23 protein-coding genes are annotated in these 21412 nt (G+C 70.5%); 9 read left to right on the forward strand and 14 right to left on the reverse strand.

Going from position 1 to position 21412, the window contains the following annotated elements; genetic code table 11:
* Positions 1-51 precede the first annotated feature (51 nt).
* Positions 52-4872 (reverse strand): polarized growth protein Scy, encoded by a 4821-nt coding sequence (scy, locus tag AB8O64_RS25000; RefSeq protein ID WP_370421524.1) that lies wholly within the window; start codon positions 4870-4872, stop codon positions 52-54.
* Between the two features lie 175 nt (positions 4873-5047).
* Positions 5048-5488: a methylmalonyl-CoA epimerase gene (mce, locus tag AB8O64_RS25005; protein WP_366684584.1), complete on the reverse strand. Its 441-nt coding sequence runs from the start codon at positions 5486-5488 to the stop codon at positions 5048-5050.
* 173 nt (positions 5489-5661) lie between these two features.
* Here mce and AB8O64_RS25010 point away from each other — a divergent pair, with 173 nt between their 5' ends.
* Entirely contained in the window at positions 5662-6837 is a 1176-nt protein-coding gene (locus AB8O64_RS25010) for an acetyl-CoA C-acetyltransferase (RefSeq protein ID WP_370423960.1), read from the forward strand.
* A gap of 55 nt (positions 6838-6892) precedes the next feature.
* Positions 6893-7861, forward strand: coding sequence for a methylmalonyl Co-A mutase-associated GTPase MeaB (gene meaB, locus AB8O64_RS25015; RefSeq protein WP_370421527.1), 969 nt, complete (start codon positions 6893-6895; stop codon positions 7859-7861).
* Positions 7862-7866: 5 nt separating this feature from the next.
* Here meaB and AB8O64_RS25020 read toward each other — a convergent pair whose 3' ends face one another.
* Both AB8O64_RS25020 and AB8O64_RS25025 read right to left on the reverse strand, forming a co-directional pair.
* Positions 7867-8589, reverse strand: coding sequence for a DUF6766 family protein (locus tag AB8O64_RS25020; protein ID WP_370421528.1), 723 nt, complete (start codon positions 8587-8589; stop codon positions 7867-7869).
* A gap of 86 nt (positions 8590-8675) precedes the next feature.
* On the reverse strand, positions 8676-9083 hold the full coding sequence (locus AB8O64_RS25025; RefSeq protein WP_370421529.1) for a hypothetical protein: 408 nt from the start codon (positions 9081-9083) through the stop codon (positions 8676-8678).
* A gap of 539 nt (positions 9084-9622) precedes the next feature.
* On the opposite strand from AB8O64_RS25025, the gene AB8O64_RS25030 reads away from it, so the two are divergent.
* Entirely contained in the window at positions 9623-10129 is a 507-nt protein-coding gene (locus tag AB8O64_RS25030) for a hypothetical protein (protein WP_370421530.1), read from the forward strand.
* Positions 10130-10221: 92 nt separating this feature from the next.
* On the opposite strand, the gene AB8O64_RS25035 is transcribed toward AB8O64_RS25030, so the two are convergent.
* Complete coding sequence (locus AB8O64_RS25035; protein ID WP_370421531.1) at positions 10222-11208, reverse strand: hypothetical protein; 987 nt, start codon at positions 11206-11208, stop codon at positions 10222-10224.
* Positions 11209-11433: 225 nt separating this feature from the next.
* Here AB8O64_RS25035 and AB8O64_RS25040 point away from each other — a divergent pair, with 225 nt between their 5' ends.
* Positions 11434-11691 carry a hypothetical protein gene (locus AB8O64_RS25040; RefSeq protein ID WP_370421532.1) on the forward strand — a complete coding sequence of 86 codons (258 nt, stop codon included), beginning with the start codon at positions 11434-11436 and terminating at the stop codon, positions 11689-11691.
* Between the two features lie 66 nt (positions 11692-11757).
* On the opposite strand, the gene AB8O64_RS25045 is transcribed toward AB8O64_RS25040, so the two are convergent.
* Together AB8O64_RS25045 and AB8O64_RS25050 are read right to left on the reverse strand one after the other, a co-directional pair.
* On the reverse strand, positions 11758-12681 hold the full coding sequence (locus tag AB8O64_RS25045) for an RNA polymerase sigma-70 factor (protein WP_370421534.1): 924 nt from the start codon (positions 12679-12681) through the stop codon (positions 11758-11760).
* A gap of 124 nt (positions 12682-12805) precedes the next feature.
* On the reverse strand, positions 12806-13279 hold the full coding sequence (locus AB8O64_RS25050; RefSeq protein ID WP_370421536.1) for a carboxymuconolactone decarboxylase family protein: 474 nt from the start codon (positions 13277-13279) through the stop codon (positions 12806-12808).
* A 254-nt stretch (positions 13280-13533) separates the two neighbouring features.
* Here AB8O64_RS25050 and AB8O64_RS25055 point away from each other — a divergent pair, with 254 nt between their 5' ends.
* The 3 genes from AB8O64_RS25055 (at position 13534) to AB8O64_RS25065 (ending at position 15466) form a co-directional block, all read left to right on the forward strand.
* A complete protein-coding gene (locus AB8O64_RS25055) occupies positions 13534-14073 on the forward strand; it encodes a GNAT family N-acetyltransferase (RefSeq protein ID WP_370421537.1) in 540 nt (179 codons plus the stop codon).
* A gap of 133 nt (positions 14074-14206) precedes the next feature.
* On the forward strand, positions 14207-14407 hold the full coding sequence (locus tag AB8O64_RS25060) for an SCO3870 family protein (protein ID WP_370421538.1): 201 nt from the start codon (positions 14207-14209) through the stop codon (positions 14405-14407).
* Positions 14408-14593: 186 nt separating this feature from the next.
* Positions 14594-15466: a S8 family peptidase gene (locus AB8O64_RS25065; RefSeq protein ID WP_370423961.1), complete on the forward strand. Its 873-nt coding sequence runs from the start codon at positions 14594-14596 to the stop codon at positions 15464-15466.
* Between the two features lie 80 nt (positions 15467-15546).
* On the opposite strand, the gene AB8O64_RS25070 is transcribed toward AB8O64_RS25065, so the two are convergent.
* The 7 genes from AB8O64_RS25070 to AB8O64_RS25100 all read right to left on the reverse strand — a co-directional run bounded on the left by AB8O64_RS25070 (position 15547) and on the right by AB8O64_RS25100 (position 20460).
* A complete protein-coding gene (locus tag AB8O64_RS25070) occupies positions 15547-16404 on the reverse strand; it encodes a hypothetical protein (protein WP_370421539.1) in 858 nt (285 codons plus the stop codon).
* A 226-nt stretch (positions 16405-16630) separates the two neighbouring features.
* Positions 16631-16876 carry a DUF397 domain-containing protein gene (locus AB8O64_RS25075; protein WP_370421540.1) on the reverse strand — a complete coding sequence of 82 codons (246 nt, stop codon included), beginning with the start codon at positions 16874-16876 and terminating at the stop codon, positions 16631-16633.
* Positions 16861-17661, reverse strand: coding sequence for a Scr1 family TA system antitoxin-like transcriptional regulator (locus AB8O64_RS25080; RefSeq protein ID WP_370423962.1), 801 nt, complete (start codon positions 17659-17661; stop codon positions 16861-16863). The genes AB8O64_RS25075 and AB8O64_RS25080 overlap by 16 nt, the downstream gene beginning before the upstream one ends.
* A gap of 168 nt (positions 17662-17829) precedes the next feature.
* Positions 17830-18306 (reverse strand): MarR family winged helix-turn-helix transcriptional regulator, encoded by a 477-nt coding sequence (locus AB8O64_RS25085; protein ID WP_130879975.1) that lies wholly within the window; start codon positions 18304-18306, stop codon positions 17830-17832.
* 104 nt (positions 18307-18410) lie between these two features.
* The gene (locus AB8O64_RS25090) at positions 18411-19175 is read right to left on the reverse strand and encodes an AIM24 family protein (protein ID WP_209516886.1); all 765 of its coding nucleotides are present in this window, start codon (positions 19173-19175) and stop codon (positions 18411-18413) included.
* Positions 19172-19822 (reverse strand): AIM24 family protein, encoded by a 651-nt coding sequence (locus AB8O64_RS25095; protein WP_356455915.1) that lies wholly within the window; start codon positions 19820-19822, stop codon positions 19172-19174. Before AB8O64_RS25095 ends, AB8O64_RS25090 begins: the two co-directional genes overlap by 4 nt.
* Complete coding sequence (locus AB8O64_RS25100) at positions 19822-20460, reverse strand: AIM24 family protein (RefSeq protein ID WP_370421542.1); 639 nt, start codon at positions 20458-20460, stop codon at positions 19822-19824. Before AB8O64_RS25100 ends, AB8O64_RS25095 begins: the two co-directional genes overlap by 1 nt.
* A gap of 275 nt (positions 20461-20735) precedes the next feature.
* Between AB8O64_RS25100 and AB8O64_RS25105 the strand changes: the two genes are divergently transcribed.
* Both AB8O64_RS25105 and AB8O64_RS25110 read left to right on the forward strand, forming a co-directional pair.
* Entirely contained in the window at positions 20736-21080 is a 345-nt protein-coding gene (locus AB8O64_RS25105; protein ID WP_130879979.1) for a DUF3817 domain-containing protein, read from the forward strand.
* On the forward strand, positions 21077-21373 hold the full coding sequence (locus AB8O64_RS25110; RefSeq protein ID WP_184732477.1) for an MTH1187 family thiamine-binding protein: 297 nt from the start codon (positions 21077-21079) through the stop codon (positions 21371-21373). The genes AB8O64_RS25105 and AB8O64_RS25110 overlap by 4 nt, the downstream gene beginning before the upstream one ends.
* Positions 21374-21412 lie beyond the last annotated feature (39 nt).

A 21412-nucleotide genomic window follows, 5' to 3' on the forward strand; every position in this document is an offset into this window, starting at 1 on the left:
TCAACGAGAGGATGGGAAGGACAACTGGAGAATGTCCCCCCGTTTGAGTGGCTACTTCTGGGACTGCTTGCCACTCGATCGAGTTGCCCCCGCGCCCGCAGCCGCCTTCACCCCACCGTCCTTGGTGCCGCCTGCCCCCGGGGCCTCAAATGATTCCAACGCTTCCAACACGTCCTGGACACGGGAAATCTCGGCATTGATGTCCTCCCGACGGCGCACCAACACCTCCAACTCCCGCTTTCCCTCCTCCACGAGCCGCTTGGCCTCCTCCGCACCCTCGGTGCGCAGGCGCTCGGACTCGCGTACAGCGGCCGCCTTCTTCTGCTCGGCCTCCTTCAGCAGCCCCTCGGCCTTCCGCACGGCGGCGATCCGGACCTTGTTGGCCTCGGCCCCGGCGTCGGAGACCAGCTTCTTCGCCTTCTCCTCCGCCGCCGCCAGCTGCTCGGTGGCCGCCGCGACGAGCTTGTCGCAGCGCTCACCCGCCGACTGCATCGCCTCGGCCGCCTCCCGGCGGGCCCGGTCGTGCAGCTCCTCGACCTCTCCCTCGAGCCGCGAGCGCAGCTCCTCGGCCCGCTCCCTTATGGCCGTCGCGTCCCCGCGCGCCTCCGCGAGCATGGTGTTCGCGTCGGTACGGGCCTGCTCCACCAGCGCGTTGCCCTCGCCGGTGGCCTCCTTCACGATCCGCTCGGCCTCCCGGCGGGCGGCGCCCACCATGGTGTCGGCCTGCTCCTCCGCGGCCGCGGCGGCCCGCAGAGCCTCCTCCTGGGCCTTGGCGATCAGGGCGTCCGCCTGCTCGGCGGCCTCCGTGCGCTTCTGCGCCGCCGCGTCCCGCGCCTGGTCGATGGTCCGCTCGCCCTCGGCCCGCGCCTCGGACCGCAGCCGCTCCGCCTCCAGCACGGCATCGGCCTTGATCTTCGCGGAGTCGGCACGCGTGCTGTTCGCGTTCTCCTGCGCGGAGTTGAGCGCGGCCTCGGCCTCCAGCCGCATCCGCTCGGCCTCCGCCGTCGCCTCCGCGACGAGGGCGTCCGCCTGCTCGGCGGCCTCCGTGCGGCGGGCGTTCGCGGCCTCCCGGGCCTCGTCCAGGGCCTTGGCGGCCTCGGTACGCAGCCGCTCCGCCTCGGCGGTGGCCTCGGCCATGAGCGCGTCGGCCTGCTCGCCGGCCTCCGTGCGCCGGGCGTCGGCGGCCTCCCGGGCCTCCTCGGCCGTCCGGGCCGCCTCGGCCCGGGCCGTCTCCAGGCTCTCCTCGGCCTCGGCCCGCATCCGCTCGGCCTGAGCCGTCGCCTCGGCGATCAGCTCGTCGGCCTGCTTGGCCGCCTCCGTGCGCCGCGCACCCGCGGCCTCGCGGGCCTCGTCGACGATGCGATCCGCGTCGTCCTGCGCGGAAGAGGTCAGCTCGGTCGCCGCGTTGACGATCCGTTCGGCCTCGGCGTGGCCCTCGGCCCGCATCTTGTTCGCGTCCTCGCGGGCCTCGGCGCGCGCACGCGCCGCGTCCTGCTCGGCCGACGCGAGGGCGTCGGAGGCGTCGATGCGCATCTGCTGCGCCTTGGCCGACGCGTCCGAGACCATCCGCTCGGCCTCGGCCGTCGCCTTGGCGATCAGCTCGTCGGCCTGCTCGGCGGCCTCCGTGCGATGCGCGTTCGCCGCCTCACGGGCCTCGTCCACGGTCCGCTCGGCCTCGGCGACCAGCCGCTCGGCCTCCGCCGTGGCCTCCGCCTTGTGCGTCTCGGCGAACTCCTGTGCCTCGTCGAGGGCCTTGGCGGCCTCGGCCTGCAGCCGCTCCGCCTCCGCGGTCGCCTCGGCCACGAGAGCCTCGGCCCGCCCTGCGGCCTCCGCGCGATGCGCCTCGGCGCGCTCGCGGGCCGTGTCCACCGTCGCGGTGGCCTCGGCCACCAGCCGCTCGGCCTCCGCGGTCGCCTCGGCCAGGAGCGCGTCCGCCTGACCGGCGGCCTCCGTGCGACGGGCGTTCGCGGCGTCCCGGGCGTCATCGAGCACCTGGGAGGCCTCGGCACGCAGCCGGTCCGCCTCGATCGTCGCCTCGATCACGAGGGCGTCGGCCTGCTCCGCGGCCTCGGCACGCTTGGCGTCGGCGGCCTTGCGGGCCTCGTCCGCCGTCCGGGCCGCCTCGGCCCGGGCCAGCTCGACCGTCTCCTCGGCCTCCGTGACCAGCTTCTCCGCCTCGGCCATGGCCTCGGCGAGCAACTGGTCCGCCTGCTCGGCGGCCTCGGTGCGCCGGGCGCCCGCGGCCTCCCGCGCCTCGTCCAGCGTGCGGGCGGCCTCCGCCTCCAGCCGCTGGCCCTCGGCGACGGCCTCCTCGACCGTCCGCTCCGCCAGCGCCTTCGCGGCGTCCTTCGCCGCCTGCGCCTCGGCCCGCATCCGGGCCGCGTCCTCGCCGCCGCGCTCCCGTTCGGCATAGGCGTCGGCGCGGACCCGGTCCGCTTCCTCCTGCGCCTCGGTACGGGTCCGCTCGGCGTTGTGCTCGGCCGCCGAGCGCAGCCCGGCGATCTCCTCCTCGGCCTGCTCGTGCAGCCCCGCGACCGCGTCCCGCACCTGCTGGGCCGTCAGCTCGGCGGCGGCCACCAGCTCGGTGGCGCGCTGCTCGGCCTCCTCGACCAGCCGCCGCGCCTCCTCCTGCGCCTCCGTGACCCGCTTACGGGCCGACGCCAGCAGCTCCTCGCTCTGCTCGTGGGCGGCGGCCCGCTCGGCCTGCGCCTCCGTACGGGCGTCACCGAGCAGCTCCTCGGCCTCGCGACGCCGACGGGCGGCCTCCTCCTGCGCGGCCGTCAGGGCCTCGGCGGCCTCGGCGGCCGTCCGCTCGGCCGCGGCGTTCGCCTCGGCCCGCACCCGGTCGGCCTTCTCCCGCGCCTCGGCGCGCAGCCGCTCCGCCTCCGCGGCGGCCTCGGTCCGCAGCCGCACGGCCACGGCCTCGCCCTCGGCACGCGCGGCGGCCGCCTCCTCGGCGGCCTCGGCGCGCAGCCGCTCGGCCTCCGTCTCGGCCTGCGCCTGGAGCGTACGGATCCGCTCCGCGGACTCCGTACGCAGCCGCTCGGTCTCCTCGGCGGTCTCCCGGCGCAGCCGCTCGGCCTCCGTACGGGCCTCGCGCAGCGCCGTCTCCGCGGACTCCACCCGCTGCTCGGCCTCGGTGTGCAGCCGCGTCAGCTCCGCGTCCGCCTCCTCGCGGCGCGCCTTCGCGGCCCGCTCGGCCTCCTCGCGCAGCTGTCGGGCGGCCTCCGCCGCCTCGGCACGGGTGCGCGTCGCGTGGTCCTCGGCCTCCTCGGCCATCTCCTCGGCCTCGGCCCGGGACCGCTCCAGCACCTCCTCGGCCTGCTTGCGCAAGCCCGCCGCGCGCTCGGCCGCCTCGGTGCGCACCCGCTCGCTCTCGGCGTTCGCGCCGCCCCGGGTCTCCTCCGCGTCGGCCTTGGCCTTCGCGAGCAGCTCCTCGGCGGTGCTGGCCGCCTCCTCGATCTGCTGGAGCGCCTCCCGGCGCGCCTCGCCCCGGATCCGCTCGCCCTCGGCGACCGCTTCGGCCCGCAGCTGCTCGGCCTCGCCGCGCAGCCGCCGTGCCTCCTCCTGGAGCTCGACGGTCTTGGCGCGGTACTCCTTGGTGTCGTCCTTCGCCTCGCCCTTGAGCTGCTCGGCGGTGTCCGCCGCCTGCTCACGCAGCCGCTCGGCCTCGGCCTCCGCCTCCCGGCGGATCCGCTCGGCCTCCTCGGCGGCCGCCTTCGTGGCGGCGCGGGCGTCCTCGGACGCCTTGGTCAGGATCTCCTCCGCCGTCCGGGCGGCCTTCGCGAGCTGCGCCGCGGAGTCCTCGGCGGCGGCGCTGCGGGCGTTGTCGGACGCCTCGGCCAGCAGCCGGTCGGCCTCCGCCCGGGCATCGGCGCGCAACTGCTCGGCCTCGGCCTTGAGGGCCTCGGCCTCCTTCGTCGCCTCGCCCACCAGCCGGGCGATCTCGGCCTTGGCGGTACGGGTGCGCTGCTCGTTCTCCGACTCCGCCGACGTCAGCCGGCGGGCGGCGGACTCCTTCGCCTCGGTGACCAGCTTCTCGGCCTCGGCGCGCGCCTCGCGCAGCGCCGTGTCGGCCTCCTGCATCCGCGCCTCGGCGCCGCGTGTCAGCTCGGCCGCCGTCGTACGGGCCTGGTCGGACTCCGCGCTCGTGGCCGTGCGCAGCTGCTCGGCGTGGTCGGTGGCCTCCTGGGCCTGCGCGGACGCGGCGGTCAGCAGCCGCTCCGCGTCGGTGCGCGCCCGGCGCAGTATCGCTTCCGCTTCGGCGCGCGCCTCCTCGGCGGCCGCCCCGAGCCGGGCCCGGGCCTGCTCGGTCAGCCGCTGGGCCTCCGCGCGGGCGGCGGCCAGCGCGGCCTCCGACTCCGCCCGGGACTCCTCCAGCAGCCGCCGCGCCTGCGACTCGGTGCGGGCCCGCAGCTGCTCGGCCCAGGCCACGTTCTCGTTGACGTGCGACTCGACGGTCTGGCGGCGCTCGTTGAGCTCCTCGTCCAGCCGCTGTCGGCGCGCGACGGCCTCGGCGTGCAGCTCGGCTTCCATCCGGGCCTGGCGCTCGGCCTGCTCCTGGAGGAGACGCTGCGTCTGGGCCCGGGCCTCGCGCAGCTCGCGCTCGGCGTCCGTGCGCAGCTGTTCCGCCTGAATCTGGGCATTACGGAGCAACTGCTCCGCCTGGTACCCGATATCGGCGGTGTCGTATGCCGGACGGTGGGCGAGAGTGCGGCGCGCCTCGTGGAGCTTGGCGCGCAGCACCTCGACCTGATAGCCGAGGTCGTCGGCGTGCTGGACCGCCTTCTCCCGCTCCTTCTTCAGCCGCTCCATCTCGGCTTCGAATTGCGAGAGGTGGTCGTCAGCCTCGTAGCGGTCGTTGCCCCGCACTGCGCGGTCCCATCCGTCCCCTGGTCGCGTTGGCGGCCGGCCCCGTCCTGCGTACTGGTGGAACCCCGGAGCCCGCCCTTCCGAAGAAATGGTGTCAGATCATCGGTACAGCCTGGGCCGGGCCCCACCCGTACCCCGGCTGAGCCTGCACTCTACCGGCCGGGGGAGGCAGTGGTCAGTGCTCCGTCCCGGGGGTGGTCGCCGAGGTGACCAGTTCGGTGAGAACGCCGTGACAGTCCTTGGGGTGCAGGAAGGTGATCCGGGAGCCCATGGAACCGATCCGCGGCTCCTCGTAGAGGACCCGTACGCCCTTGCCCCGGATGGCCTCCGCGTCGCCGTCCACGTCGGCCGTGCCGAAGGCGATGTGATGGACCCCTTCCCCGTTCTTCGCAAGCCACTTGCCGACCGCGGAGTCCTCCCGGGTGGGCTCCAGGAGCTGGAGGTACGACGCCCCGCCGTCGGACGTCTCATTGATCTTGAGCATGGCCTCGCGCACGCCCTGCTCCTCGTTGACCTCGCTGTGGAACACCTCGAAGCCATACGTGGCACGGTAGAACTCGACAGTCTTGTCGAGGTCGAAACAGGCGATCCCGATGTGGTCGATTCGCGTCAGCATGGCTCCAGTGCACCGCCGTACGCGTGGTTACGCAACGTGCGCGCGATCACACCCGCTGCCCGGTGACCGGGCGGGTACCGCTCAGTACATTGACGGAAACCCTCGTTAACCTCCTCCGCTCGAAGGGGCCGCGCCTCATGACCGGTACGAACGGTTCCACCGACAAGACCTCCGTGATCGTCGCGGGCGCCCGGACGCCCATGGGCCGCCTCCTCGGATCGCTGCGCACCTTCTCCGGTGCCGACCTGGGCGGGGTGGCCATCAAGGCGGCCCTGGACCGGGCAGGCATCGGCGGCGACCAGGTCCAGTACGTGATCATGGGCCAGGTGCTCCAGGCCGGCGCCGGGCAGATCCCGGCCCGCCAGGCCGCCGTCAAGGGCGGCATCCCGATGAGCGTGCCCGCCCTCACCATCAACAAGGTCTGCCTCTCGGGCCTCGACGCCATCGCGCTGGCCGACCAGCTCATCCGCGCGGGCGAGTTCGACATCGTGGTGGCCGGCGGCCAGGAGTCGATGACCAACGCCCCGCACCTGCTGCCCAAGTCCCGTGAGGGCTACAAGTACGGCGCGATCGAGATGCTCGACGCGATGGCGCACGACGGGTTGACGGACGCGTTCGAGAACATCGCCATGGGCGAGTCGACCGAGAAGCACAACACCCGTCTCGGCATCGCGCGCGTCGCGCAGGACGAGATCGCGGCCGGCTCCCACCAGCGCGCCGCCGCCGCCCAGAAGAACGGCCTCTTCGAGGCGGAGATCACCCCCGTGGAGATCCCGCAGCGCAAGGGCGAGCCGGTCATCTTCAGCAAGGACGAGGGCATCCGCCCGGAGACCACCGTCGAGTCGCTGGCCAAGCTCCGGCCCGCTTTCGCCAAGGACGGCACGATCACGGCCGGTACGTCCTCGCAGATCTCCGACGGCGCCGCCGCGGTGGTCGTGATGAGCAAGACCAAGGCCGAGGAGCTGGGCCTGGAGTGGATCGCCGAGATCGGCGCCCACGGCAATGTGGCCGGGCCGGACAATTCCCTCCAGTCCCAGCCGTCCAACGCGATCAACCACGCGCTGGGCAAGGAGGGCCTCACGGTGGAGGACCTCGATCTCATCGAGATCAACGAGGCGTTCGCCGCGGTGGCCGTGCAGTCAATGAAGGACCTCGGGGTGTCCCCGGAAAAGGTGAACGTCAACGGCGGAGCCATCGCGCTCGGGCATCCCATCGGTATGTCGGGCGCCCGCATCGTGCTGCACCTCGCGCTGGAGCTGAAGCGGCGCGGCGGCGGCGTGGGCGCGGCGGCGCTGTGCGGTGGCGGCGGTCAGGGCGACGCGCTGATCATCCGGGTGCCGGGGAACTGACCTCCCCGGATTCCGACGCGCGGGCTCGGGCTTTCTCAGATCGAACGGAGCAGTCATGGCGGACGTCCCCACGCTGGTCGAGCAGGCACGGGAAGGCCGGCCGCGTGCCGTGGCCCGGCTGATCTCCCTGGTCGAGGGGGCGTCCCCGCAGCTGCGCGAGGTGATGGCGGCGCTGGCCCCGCTGACCGGCGGGGCGTACGTCGTCGGCCTCACCGGCCCGCCCGGCGTCGGCAAGTCCACCTCCACCTCGGGCCTGGTCTCCGCCTACCGCCGGGCGGGCAAGCGGGTCGGCGTCCTCGCCGTCGACCCGTCCTCCCCGTTCTCGGGCGGCGCCCTGCTGGGTGACCGCGTCCGGATGTCCGACCACGCCTCCGACCCGGGGGTCTACATCCGCTCGATGGCCACCCGCGGCCACCTCGGCGGCCTGGCCTGGGCCGCCCCCCAGGCCATCCGGGTGCTGGACGCGGCGGGCTGCGACGTGATCCTCGTCGAGACGGTGGGCGTGGGGCAGTCCGAGGTGGAGATCGCCTCCCAGGCCGATACGAGCGTGGTGTTGCTGGCCCCGGGCATGGGCGACGGCATCCAGGCGGCCAAGGCGGGCATCCTGGAGATCGGCGACGTCTACGTCGTCAACAAGGCCGACCGCGACGGCGCCGACGCCACGGCCCGCGAGCTGAACCACATGCTGGGCCTCGGCGAGTCCCGCGGCCCGGGCGACTGGCGGCCCCCCATCGTCAAGACCGTCGCCGCGCGCGGCGAGGGCCTCGACGAGGTCGTCGAGGCGCTGGAGAAGCACCGGGCGTGGATGGAGGAGCGCGGCGTCCTGTCGGAGCGACGCGTGGCACGAGCGGCCCGCGAAGTGGAGACCATCGCGGTGACCGCCCTGCGCGAACGCATCGGCGACCTCCACGGCGACCGCCGCCTGGACGCACTGGCGGAGCGGATCGTCGCCGGCGACCTGGACCCGTACGCGGCGGCGGACGAGCTGGTGGCGGGCATTGCGGAGGGCATCACGGAGGGCTGAGGCCGTCAGCCTTCGACTCCCGTGGCGGTGTGGGCCGCGCCCACCGGCTTCGACTCGGGGGAGCCCCGCTGGCGCAGGTAGATCGACAGCACCGCCATGGAGGCGACGGCGAGCAGTTCGGACTGCCAGTTCTGCAGGGTGCGGGCCCAGAAGTCCGGCAGGATCAGGTATTCGCTCCAGCTGCTCGGGGCCTGCAATTCCCTGAGCTGACGCTCGTTGTAGGCGGCCACGCCGGTGACGGACTGGGCCAGCCAGGACAGCAGGAAGATGGTGCCCATCACCATGCCCAGCGAGCGGGCGTAGTTGGTCTGCCGCCAGCCGTGCTTCTTGGCCCAGCGGGGGGAGTCCTCCTTGGCGTGCTCGCCGATCATCTGCTCCTTGTCCGAACCGGTGCCGGCCTTGTGTGGTTCCTTGGACTCCGGTGAACCGCGCTGCACCAGCCACACGGTGACGAAGATGTAGAGGAAGAACTGCAGGTACTCGGACTGCCAGTTCTCGGTGACGTCCACCGCGAAGTCCGAGGACGTCACATAGCCGCCGAAGTCCACACGGGCCAGGCCCTCGTCGACGAGTTGGTTGTTGAACTCCGCGTGCCCGGCCACCGCTTGGCCTACGAGCGTGAGCAAGAAGCCGATACCGAAGGCGAGTCCGAGGCCGTTGTCGCGCAGGAAGCTCCGTTTCTGCGGCGTGTGTTGCCGCTGCTCCTCATCGCCCGTCGGCCCCTTCATCGGTACATCAGGCCCAGCGTCGTGAAGTACGCCAGGCCGGCGGCCAGGATCAGCAGGATTCCGATGAACATCACCCTCACCCGCTCTCACCCGCCCTTGATCTCGCACCGGTACGGCTTGTCCGGGCGCTCCTCGCAGCCCGCCGCGGTGACCTTCCAGCCGTCGGGGAACCGCGACAGGAACAGGGTGTCCGTCGCCAGTACGGCACGGGACTGGTTGCCGTACACGTCCACGTGCCGCACCGGGCCACCGGCCGGCACCTCCTCCTGGCCCATGGCCTCCTCGCACGTCGCGCGTGCCGACTGCGCGAGCTCCTCGCGGGTGGCGGGGGCCAGTACGGCACATACCTTCGCGTACTGCCGGGACCCAAGGGCCTTCTCGAAGAAGGCGGTTGCGGCGGTGGCTCCCTCACGACGTTCGGAGACCGTGCCGCACCCGCTCGCCGCGGACACGGCCGCCACCGCGATCACCACGCCGAACCATCGCCCGGTCACCGGTCACCTCGCTCACCTGGCCGGGCCGCGAAGCCGCTGGTCCGACGGCCGACCCTGTCGATCAGTGCGGCATCGGTACCCGGGCGGTCCGCTTTCCACGCCTCGGGGTGCGCCGTTCGGCCCAAGCCCCATGCCCGGTGCCCCATGCCCGGTGTTTCGCGGTTTCGGCCCTTCGTGGCCCGTTTGCCGTCAGCAGAAATCAGCAGAAACGGTTGTCGGGTGCATTCCGGCCGGGACCGCGGGGTTGGTAGGGGAGGGTGGGGCCGGGAGTGCCTCCACGGTTTCCGCCGCCGTCGTGGGCGGGTCAGGCTGCCCTTTGGTAAAGGGCCGCCGTGACTCATTTCCGCAATTCCCCGCCGGTGACTCGATAGGGCCGATGTGGGCGAGTCGGACAGGGCCGTACCTTTGCCGTACGGCGGCGAAATAAGGCGCCATAGCGGGATATCCGGATGAGCGGAAGCCCCGGTGCCCGAGCCGCCGATCTCTGTGCCCTGGCTCGACCAAGAAACTCAAGGCCCACGACCGCTAGGAGTTCTCTGGTGACACAGCCGTACGCGCCGCAGCCGCAGCAGCCCCCGGGGTACTACCCGCCCCAACCGGGCTACTACCAGCCCCAGCCCCCACCCCAGCCCGGCTACTACCCCCCGCAGGGGTACTACCCGCCGCAGCCCCAGCCGGGGTACGGGTACTACTACCCGCCGCCGCCCCAGCCGGACGTGGAAAAGGAATACCCGCAACTCACCGCGGCGACGGTGAAGGGAACGGTTCTCGGCCAGGCGCAGGCCCAAATCAGTGCGAAGCTCATCAGCAATGACGGTGAGCCGATCAAGGGTCAGCCGATCACCTTCACCGTCTCCGACGGCCGGCAGATCGGCACCGCGGTAACCGATGCCACCGGCGTCGCGCATCTCGACAGTGGCTCGAATCTTCTCGACCCCTTGCTGTGGTTCCACGCCGTCAGCTCCGGCTATGAGGTCCACTACCAGGGGAGCAAGAAGTACATGCCCGCGAGTGCCCACGGAAAGATCGAGCCCGCGCTCAGCTGATATCGTCGGCCGAATTTCGACGCACCGGACGCCGGCCTCTTCCGGGCCCGCTCCACTGGGAGCGGGCCCGGGTCGGTGCCCGGTGCGCACGGTCAAGCGGGCCGGGTGCGGAGCCAGTACGAGCGGGCGGCCACGGTCAGGGCGACGCCGTAGACGGCGAAGGCGCCGAGGCCGATCCAGCTGACGAGCAGCGCGTCGGCCGGGGAAGGGAAGTCGCCGGGCCGCACGCGCACCACTCCGACGGTGGCCAGGGCGCAGTAGCCGATCCCGAGCACACCGTACGGCGCGAGCGTGGCGGCGCCGATGAGGGCCGGGGCGAGCGGCAGCCAGCGCGGCACCCGGCGGCCGCCGAGGACGAGGGTCCAGCGGGGGAAGACCTGGCCCCAGGGCCGGATCAGCCCGAACAGCAGGAACACCCCGAGCGCGGCGAGCAGCGCGGTGGCGTCGAGACCCCAGGACGCCAGGGTGAGCCACAGCCCGGAAGCGCCGTTCTCCTCGGACTTCGCGAGCATCTCCGCGCCGCTCACGCCCGCGAAGGTCCCGCCCACCGCCCAGGTCACCTTCATCGCCGCGTACGGAACGAAGGCTGCGGTACCGGCGTAGGCGGCGAGGTGGACGTCGCGGGACGCCGGGGACGGTGCCGGCCGGGCACCCGTCGCGGGCCGTGCGCCGCCGACGCGGGCGGTGGCGGCGAGCAGCACGGCGCCGATCCCGCCGAGCGCGTTCTTGACGAAACCGGCGCTGCTGTCGACTTCCTGATTGATCATCAGCGATATCACGTCCATGAGCAGCCCGAACGCGCAGACGGTGGACAGCACGCAAGCCGCCCAGAGCAACGCCCGCGCCCGGGTCAGCGCGGCGAGCGCGGCCAGTACGCCCAACCCCACGATCAGCCAACCCAGTTCGACGGGACCGGGGTCGTCACCCCGGTAGAAGAGGGACGTGCCGCTCAGCACGGCCCCCAGCCCGAACCCGCCATAAGCCACGGCCCAGCCGAGCGTCGCGTACCCCACCCAGCGCGGCCACGCCTGCCGTCGCTCACGCCAGGACGTGCTCGTCATTCGTACGACATCGGTCATGCGTCGAACGTCGCATCCGCTGTGGCCGACGCACGTCCCTCGGCGGGACGATCCGCATCCGTCGGGTGGGTGAGGCCGCCGCGCTGCGTCCGGACAGGACCCGGACGAGGCGCTGACCAGGCCGGACAGGCAGTGCGCCGTCCGGGACGGATATCGCTGTTGCCCCGCCCCGAGCCGCGCCAGCACGCTCGGAGCAGTCGAACCACTTCGATCCGAGGGGCAACCATGAACACACGAGTCCGGCTCGCCGGTGTCGCGTTGGCCGCCACGCTGCTGGCAGGTGGAGCCGCCACCGCAGGCACCGCGCAGGCGGCACCCGCGTCCTCCGAGTCCACCACGGCATCCAGTGTGGCGTTTGCGCCCTGGGACTACGTCGGCAACTTCCCGACGAGGAGGGCATGCCACGCGGAGGGCCGGGGCTATGCCGGCGAGTACAAGTGCGTCCCGTGGGGAGACGGCACGTACGACCTCTACGTACGGTGATCTGTCCGTAGCCTCAGGCGCGAGCCGACTCCCCGCCTGCTCAGGGGGGAGTCGGCCGTCCCGAGGTCAGCTCGTCCGCCGACGGGCCTGCTTCAGCTCGCGGTCGGTGGCCCAGGCGTCGGCGACCGGTCCGAGGTGGCCGAGCTTGTCGGGGTTGCTCACCGAGCGGATCGTCTGGATCTGCCCGTCGAGCACATCGAGGGCCATGGCGTAGAGCACCTTGCCGTCCCGGTCGCGGAAGATCGCGCCCGGCTGGCCGTTGACGTCGCGCGCCTCGAACGTCACGTCGACCCGGAGCAGCCAGGGGAAGATCGAGGCGAGCAACCTGGCCGCCTTGTCCGCGCCCACGATGGCCCTGGCCAGCGCCGGGGACTTGCCGCCGCCGTCGCCGACCAGCGATACGTCGGCTGCCAGCAGTTCCTGCAGACCGGTGACGTCGCCTTCGCGGAGAGCTTCGAAGAACCGCGTCGCCAGCTCCTGCCGCTCCTGACGGTCCGCCTCGAACCGTGGCCGTCCGGCCTGCATGTGCCGCCGTGCCCGCACCAGCAGCTGTCGGCAGGCCGCCTCCGAACGCTCCACCGCCGTGGCGATCTCGTCGAACCCGAAGCCGAACACCTCCCGCAGCACGAACACCGCCCGCTCCAGTGGGCTGAGCCGCTCCAGCAGTACCAGCGCCGCCATCGACACGGAGTCGGCCAGCTCCGCCGCCCGCGCCGGATCCTGATACGGATCGCTCAGCAGCGGCTCGGGAAACCACGGGCCCACGTATTGCTCCCTCCGCACCCGCGCGGAGCGCAGCACATCGATCGATATCCGCGTCACCGTGGCCGACAGGAACGCCTTGGTCGACGTGGGCTGTGTCGACGAGCCGTCGAAGCGCAGCCATGTCTCCTGCACCGCGTCCTCGGCCTCACCCACACTGCCCAGAATCCGATAGGCGATCGAAAACAGCAGCGGCCGCAGCTCCTCGAACTCCTCGACCTTGCTCACGCCGACTCTCCTCCCCCTCATCCCCGCCCACCTGGCCGTACTCGCCGACGCAGGTGGCCCCCGGTGATCATCCGGACCACCGGCAGGCCACACTAACGCCCGTCGGCCGGGGAGCTGATGCCGCTCAGTGGAACTGCCCGGCCTTGTAGTCACCGGCCGGCTGCTGGGTGATGATGTTCAGCCGGTTGGCCATGTTCATGGCGGAGATCAGGAGGGTGAGGCAGGAGAGCTGCTCCTGGTCGAAGTGCTCGGCGGCATTCGCCCACACCGCGTCGCTGACCCCACCGGCCGCGTCCGCGACCCGGGTCCCCTCCTCCGCCAGCTCCAGCGCGGCCCGTTCGGCGTCCGTGAAGACCGTGGCCTCCCGCCATGCCGCCACCAGGTTCAGCCGCACCGAGGTCTCACCGGCGGCGGCTGCCTCCTTGGTGTGCATGTCGATGCAGACGGCGCAGCCGTTGATCTGGCTCACGCGCAGTGACACCAGCTCCTGCGTCGCGGCCGGCAGCGACGACTCCCTGAACGACTTGCCCAGTGCTATGAATTGCTTGAGGGCCTTGCCGGTGGTCGGGTCGGCAAAGAAGTCCAGTCGTGCGTCCATGGTGTGCTCCTCCGTCATCGTCAGTGCCTACGCCCCTTGAGACGGGGCAGCCCGACGCCCTGTGACATGAGTGGATGTGACCTGGGTCTCCCTCGCACGGACGCGCGTCAGCGCCCGCGCCGACGAGGGGCGGTCAGCGGGCCCGGGGAGTACGGTCGCCTAGATTGAACGGCAGAAGCGTCGGGCTGGCTGCACCACTGTCAGTTGGTGGCCTCCCCGCCCCCAACCTCATGTGAGGAGCCCAGGTGTTCTCCATGCGACGTGCTGAGCCGGGGGATCGCGCCTCAGTGGAGGAGGTGATCCGCGCCCGATGCGAGTGGATGGAGGGGAAAGGGCTGCCGAGCTGGCGCGATAGCGCAGCGGACCTTGCCGCTCAGTGCGATAACCAGTTCGGGGACGTGTGGCTGCTGGAGTTGGACGGCAGGGTCGTAGGGCGTACGACCGTGCAGGAGCAGGGGCCGCCCTGGGGATGGACAACGCAGGAGCAGGCTGAGCCTGCGTTGTATTTGAACACCTCGGTGACGGATCCGTCAGTGAGGCACCTGCGGCCGGGCACGCTGATGGCTTTGTGGGCGGTGAACCGCGCCGCGCGCGAGGGCCGGGAGTGGGTGCGGCGGGACTGCTTGTGGCCGGACCTGGTGCGCTACTACGAGAGTCAGGGCTTCACCCTGGTCCACGAAGTGGAGCGCACCAAGTACCGGCTCTACTTGTTCGGTCGCCGCGCGGAGCGGCTCGACGGCCTGGCCGAGTGGTTCAGGACAGGAATGCCGTCGCGGCCAGGTGCAGGTCGATGACCCTTGGAGCCCTCGGTCGATGTGGCCCTCGCCACGTGCGTGAGTTGCGATGCTCCGGGCAGATGGGGGTAGTTGACGAGGTGTCTGTGGGCTCGGCCGTGGCCGGGTCGTCTTGTTGTCTGGAGGAAATGGAATGGCAAAAACCCCCTTCGGCGCCTTGTCCGCTGCGCTCGCGGGGCTCGGGACCGCGCTGGGCTACCTCGCGGTCGAGTTGCGCGCAGACGGCTACGAGCAGTACGTCGAGTCCGTGTCCACAGCCGCCGTCCTCATGTACGTCACCGCGAGCCTGGTCGTGGCGACGTGGGTCCGTGACCGTCAGACGCGCTCGGACTGAGCTCAGGAGCTCGACCGCCACAACCCCGCAGTGGCAGTGCTCAAGAAGCAGCCTCACCAGTGTCCGCCGATGCGTGGGTTCGTTTGCCAGGGGCGGGCGGCCGTCCCGCGCGGCTGACGGCAGTGAGGAGACGTGGTGGCACGAGGGACGTGGAGTCGTGGGGTGGCTGGAGCGCTCGTCTTGATGATGTGCGCGGTGGGAAGTGTCTGGGCGGGTGAGCAGGAGGGGGCCGGCTGGGGTCTGGCGCGCATCTCGCAACGGGAGCCTGTGGGGCCCGGGCCGTGGAAGTACAGGGCGCCCAACGCCGCAGGTGAGGGCGTTTCTGTATACGTCCTGAGCACGGGTGTCCATAGCACACACCCGGAGTTCGAGGGCAGGGCTCGCTTCGGGGCGAGGTTCGCCGGGAGCAGCGACAGGGACTGCAACGGCCTGGGGACGCACCTGGCCGGCACCGTCGGTGCCAAGACGTACGGCGTGGCGAAGAAGGCCAGTCTCGTTGCCGTGAAGGTCGCCGACTGCGACGGCACCTCCACTGGCTCCGGCCTCCTCTCCGCCATCAACTGGGCAGTCAATGACAAGAAGGGAACGAAGGGCAACGTCATCCTCATCGGCAGCTCTTGGGCCAAGAGCACCACAATCAACAATGCGGTGCAGACTGCCTACTCGAAAGGCTTCGTGGTCGTCGTCGGCTCCGGAGGCCATGGGGCCGACGCTTGCACCGAAACTCCGGCCAGCGCGCCCAACGCGGTGACGGTCGGCGCCACGACACCGGACGACAAGCTCCTCCCCAGCTCCAACTTCGGCAAATGCGTCGACGTGCTGGGCCCCGGCAAGGACATTGTGTCCACATGGCCCGGCAGCGTCGGCACGGCCGCCACGAAGTCGGGGACCGCGATGGCCGCCGCTCACGCCGCCGGCGTCGCGGCGATCTTCCTTTCCTCCCAGAACCTGACCAACGCCCAGACCAACGCGAAGATCCTTTCCGCAGCCACGAAGAATGCGGTGACAGGTCTGCCCAGCAGCACCCCCAACCTGCTGCTGTACAACGGCTTCTCCTAGACGACCATCGTCGGCCGGGCAATCCGTCCGGCGGGTGCCGGGCGGAATCGACGGCGTTGCACTGCCGCTGGGAGTCCGCGTCAGCGGGCGTGCCGGGCGGCGGCGCGTAGGCGGTCGACTTGGGAGTGGATCCAGTCGGCCGCCGGGGCGGGGTCGTTGGGCACTTCACCTCGGCAGGTTCGGCAGAGGCCGCCGGGGAGGGCTTCCGGGCGGCCCGCGATCCCACAACCCGTGCATTCCATGATGCGGCTGCGCGGGGTCGGCTCAGCTGATGGCGTTCGGGGTGGCTCGGGTGGGAGTTTGTCCACCAGCCGCTTTCGGGTGAACGCTCCGGGGGAGTGGATGACGTCCGGAAGTCCGGCGGTGAGGGTCGTCGCGAAGTCCGCCGACCGCACCCCGCGTGCCAGCCATTCGGCGGCCAGGGGTTCCAGGGCCTTGCAGTCCGCCGCCGAGAGTGTCAGGCGGGCGTCGGTCCGGCCGAGTGCGGCCAGCGCCTCGTAGGCGTCCGTCCGCTTCGGCTGCCGAGCTTGTGGCGCAGGTGCCTGCGGTTCCGCCTCCGTCTCCGGTACGTCTCCCGCCAGGAAGCGGCTCCACCAGGCATCGCTGCGGGCGGTTCGCGAGAAGTACGTACGGAACACCCACTGCGTCCGGCCGTCCCCGACCGGTTCCCGTACGCGGCGCAAGTGGCCAGCCACGGAAAGGGCGTTGAGCGCGGTGCGGATCGCTTGCTGGCCGTAGGCCGCCAGCTCCTTGGCCAGCGTCTTCGTGTCGATCGCCGCACCGTCCGGCAGGCGGTCGATGTGCGTGGCGATGGACGCCTCACGGGCCGGTAAGTGCGTGAAGTCGTCCCGACGGCGGGGAGCTTCTCCGGGCGCGGAGCGTTTTCCGTAGCCCGGTGCGGCCATGGGCGGGGCAGCGATAAGGTTGGCAACAGCCACGGGATCGTGTCCTCGATCTTGGTGGTCAGACCCCCGTTCGGTGCGCTAACACCAGCGGGGGTTGTTTGTTGCTCCGCACGCTACCGGGCGCTGCGCGTCGCCGTGACCTCGTCGCGAAAAAGTCATCTGTACGAGTGCATGCGGGAGTTGGGAGGGTGGGTGGGTTATCTCTTTCCCACCATTCCGTTGGTAAGGAGCTCGGATCCCGACCCCCGAAGCCCGACGCTCAAGCCTCGGCTATATGAGATATGAACTTCGCCCAGGTCGCCGCCGTTACGCGGACCTCCGGTCCGGACCCGAGCTTCGAGTCTCGGATGTGGATGGTGTGGGGGTGCGGGGCGGCGACTTCCACGCAGGCGCCGCCGCCGGAGTCGCTGTAGCTGGACTTGCACCAGGCGAGGGCGACTTCGACGCAGTTGCCGCCCTCGTCGTCGCTGTGACTGGACTTGAACCACGTCAGCTCGGTGTCCATATCTCCTCCGCCAGCTTTCTGATGAACTCCGCCGATTCCTCAATGCTGAGCGCCTGCATGCGGATCATGCCATGGCGTTGCGAGAGGAGGCTGATCTTCTCAGGGTCTTCGTAGAGAGCCGCTGTTTCCTGGCCTTCCACGTAGGCAAGCTGCTCGTGATCGGCGGACTCCAACAGCACTAGCGGACCGCTCAGCCCTGCGTGGGCGCCTCGGTCGGCGGGTAGGACCTGGATGGTCACATTGCGCAACCTGCCGACGTGCAGGAGCTGGTCAAGCTGGCGCTTCATTAGCTCCGGTCCGCCCACCATGGTGCGTAAGGCCGCTTCGTAGATCACGAAGTTGAACGGGACGGTTGGCTTGCCCGCCAGCTTTTCCTGGCGCTCCATGCGGCCCGACACTCGCTCCTCTACCGTCTCGTCATCCAGCGGCGGGCAGCGGTTGGTCATGAGAGTCCGCGCATACTCCTCGGTCTGCAGGAGGCCTGGGATGAGTACGGCCTCGTACGAGTGCAGCGCAATGGCCTCGGCCTCGGCCGTCATGAACTCCTGCGTGCGCACCGGGAACTTCTCCGGCTTCAGATAATCCTGCGCCGCGAGCAACAACCCCCGCGCCCCGCACATCTGGTCCGCCACTTCAAGGAGTCGAAGCTGCGGCTTCCGCCGCCCCTGCTCCATCGACTTGACCGACTCGTACTCGTACCCGGCTTCCTTGCCCAACTCCTCGCGGGAGATACCCGCTTGAGTTCGCCACAGTTTGATCTGGTTCCCGCAATACCGCCATGCCATCGGCGGCTGGGAGGTCTCTCCGGTCACGGCACCCCGCCTTTCCCGTACCCATGTCGTTACTGGCGACGCTATTGCCGGGCAAGGGGCATATGAGCCGGGTTCGGGGAAACTCCCCGCTCCCGAGTGACGGGAGCGACGGAGTGACCGGGGGCCCCGAGAGGGGAGAGGTCAGACGCGACCGCGCGTCGTGCGCAGCCGCTTTGCGATCGGGGCGAGGGCGGCGTGGAGCGCCTTGAGGTCCTCGGGGGACAGCAGGTCGATGAAGTGCTCGCGCACCGAGGCGACATGGTGCGGAGCGACCTCGCGCATCGTCTCCCAGCCCTGGTCGGTGAGGACGGCGAAGAGGCCGCGCCGGTCCGACTCGCAGTTCTCGCGGCGGACGAGGCCCGCCGTCTCCATGCGGGTGATCTGGTGCGAGAGACGGCTCTTGGACTGGAGGGTCGCGGTGGCGAGGTCGCTCATCCGCATCCGGTGGTCCTCGGACTCCGAGAGGTTGACCAGGATCTCGTAGTCGTTATTGGTGAGTCCGAACGGCTGGAGGTCCCGTTCGAGCTGGTGCATCAGCAGTCGGCTGACCTCCAGGTGGGCACGCCAGGCGCGCTGTTCCTCGTCGCTGAGCCAACGGGTGCCGTTCTCGGTGTCCATAGATGGATTCTACCTAAGAAAGTTGAAAGATGAACCAATGGTCTTTGCGGAGCGATCGGGACTGAGAAGTCACGCGTTCGGCGTCACACTCCGCAGGGTACCGCTCACAGCCCGAAGCGACGCTGGAGGTCTCCGAGCTGGCCGGGCATCCGGGGTGTCATTGGCTGGTTTGCCGGTGTTGCGTTCGGAACGCCGGCCTGCTGTGGCGTGACGCCCGTGTTCTGCTCGTCCATCAGTTGCTCGGTGGACTGCAGGAGCACCGTACCGGCACCGACGAACTCGAATTGATGCTCCTCGCCCGATGTGCCGCCGAGGCCCGTCAGGGAGCGGATGCCACCGAGGACGCCCTTCAGGTACTGGTGATCGTAGTGGTGGCAAGGGGAAGGGCAGTCGGCCCAGCCGACGAGGGCCTGGGGGTCCACGCGGATCGGGGGTTCGACGAAGTGGACCGGGCCGTTGGAGGCGGCCACGAACTTGCCCGTGCCGATCAGCGTCAGAAAGCCGGGGATGATCGACTGCTTCAGCGAGAGCGAGGGCTGGAAGGCGAGGAGATTGCCCGAGCGAACGGTGAGGTTGCCGTCTTCGAGGTCGAAGGAATTGACGTCGAAGCTACGGTCCGCGAGGAGCATCTTGCCCTGGCCCTCGGCGACGACCCAGTCCGAGGCGTGCAGCGGGGAGTGGAAGCTGCTGCGGATGAGACGGTCGAGGGGACCGTGGCCGATGCCGTGGAAGTCGATGCGCCCGTAGTAGGCGATCATCTTCCCCTTCTGCAGGAACCACTGGCCGTTGAGATCGACGGAGAACGCGTACGGATTGACGTTGTCGTCGACCGGAAGCGTGGTCGCGTCATGGATGACCGGGCCGTTCACAGCTTTTCCTCCGACGCCTGTACGTACACCGTGCCGCTGCCGGACAGCTCCAGCTGGAAGCCCTCGCCCGAGCCGCGGCCGACCATCTCGCGCCAGCCGAGGGCGGTCGAGAGCTTGTTGCGGACGTCGCCGCGGTGGGCGACGTAGGCCTGCGGGTCGACGTGGACGGGGCGCTGCGGGGCGATGGGCAGCTCGATGAAGCCGCCGTGGGCCATCACCGCCACCGCGCCATGGCCCTTGAGGGTGGTGGTGAAGAGCCCCTGGCCGGTGACCTGGCCGCGCACCATGCCCATCACACCTCCCTGGGACCCCATGAACATCGTGCCCTGCTGGAGTGTGCCGTCGAAGGCGAGCAGCCGGTCGGCCTCGACGTAGAGGGTGTCGCCGGACAGCTCGATCACCGAGACATGGTGGCCGCCGTGGCCGAACATGACCGTGCCGCTGCCTTCGACGGTCATCAGCGGGGTGGCCTCATTGGCGATCCGGCGGCCGATCATCCCCATGACGCCGCCCTGGCCGCCGGTGATGCTGGGGGTGAAGGAGACGTCGCCCTGGTAGGCGAGCATCGCGCCGCGCTGGCTGAAGAGCCGCTGGCCCGGCAGGACGCTGGCTTCGACCATGCGCGAGTTCAGAAGCCGGAAGGGCATCAGACGTCACCCCCGATGGTGTTGCGCTCGCTGGGTTGCACGTAGACGAGCCCCTCGCCCTCGAAGCGGATCTGGAAGGCCTCGCCGGAACCCTCGCCCATGAACGTCCGGAAGTTCACCCCGGACTGGAAGTGCTGCTTGAGCTTGCCGGTGTGGGCGATGTAGGCGCCGGGGTCGACCTGGAGCGGCATGTTCGGCGTCACCCGCAGGACGACGGCCGTGCCGGCCGACATGATCGCGGCCTGGCCGGAGCCCTCGACGGTGGTCGTGAACAGCCCGGTGCCCTGCGAGGCGCCGCGCAGGCCGGTGAACGAGGTGCCCGTGCGGAGGCCGCTGTCCGTGCAGAGCAGATTGCTCGACTCGACGTACAGCGTGTCGCCGTGCAGCGTGACGAGATTGATCTCGCTCGCGCGGTCGGCGAAGTAGCAGGTGCCGTGTCCCTTCACCTCCATGACTTCCATCTGTTCGCCGGTGAGCCGACGGGTGACCATGCCGCGCAGGCCGTCACCGCCGCCGGTCATCTTCTTGAACGTCATCTCGCCCTCGTACGCGACCATGGCGCCGTTCTTGGCCTTGACCGCGTCACCCGCCATGTCGACGGCGAGGACTTTGCTCCCTTGGAGCCGAAACTGAGCCACGGATCAGACGCTAGCGGCAGGACATACCGCTCCAACAGGCCCCATGGTCCCGGAACCGGCCCGAAGAAGTCCCGAAGGAAGATCAACGAGAGGTGGGTGGGAGGCCGGCGGGGGACCGCCGGGAGGCCGACGGGAGAGCGGCGGACATCCGGGGGCGCTTCGGGGCGGACCCGGCGGGCTTGATCAACTCGCGAGCTGCAACAATGGGGTGGTTTGTGAATGCCGTCACAAGCCGTAGCCGATCCGCCACTCGCTAATAGAAGGTGCGTGCCCCCGTGGACATGACGACCGCATCCGCCCTGCGCCGACTCCGCCTGGTCTCCGCCCCGGAGGCCGTCTCCTTCCTGCTGCTGCTGCTCTGCTCGGTGCTCAAGCGGACCACGGACTTCAACGCGGTGCCCGTGATGGGCGCCGTGCACGGCGTGCTGTTCGTGATCTACGTGCTCTTCTGGCTGGACGCCTGGAACAAGACCAAGTGGGGCCTGAAGACCGCCGCCCTCTACTTCGTCCTCTCCGTCCTGCCGACCGGCGGCTTCTTCGCCGACCGCATGCTGCGCCGTGAGGCCGAGGCGAGCGTCATCGCCGCCCGCGCCCGCAAGGAAGGCGTGGTCAACGCATGATCGTCGCCTTCTCCGTCTCCCCGCTGGGCGTGGGTGAGGACGTCGGCGAGTACGTGGCCGACGCGGTGCGCGTGGTGCGTGAGTCCGGCCTGCCGAACCGCACGGACGCGATGTTCACGTCCGTCGAGGGCGAGTGGGACGAGGTCATGGACGTCGTCAAGCGCGCGGTGGCCGCCGTCGAGGCGCGGTGCGGGCGGGTGTCGCTCGTCTTGAAGGCGGACATCCGGCCGGGCGTGACGAACGGACTGACGTCGAAGGTCGACACGGTGGAGCGGTATCTCTCCGAGGGGTGACCCGAAATCACGAACGGCTCGGCCCGGGACGCACACCTG

The sequence above is a fragment of the Streptomyces sp. QH1-20 genome (assembly GCF_041283565.1).
Lineage (GTDB): Bacteria > Actinomycetota > Actinomycetes > Streptomycetales > Streptomycetaceae > Streptomyces > Streptomyces syringius.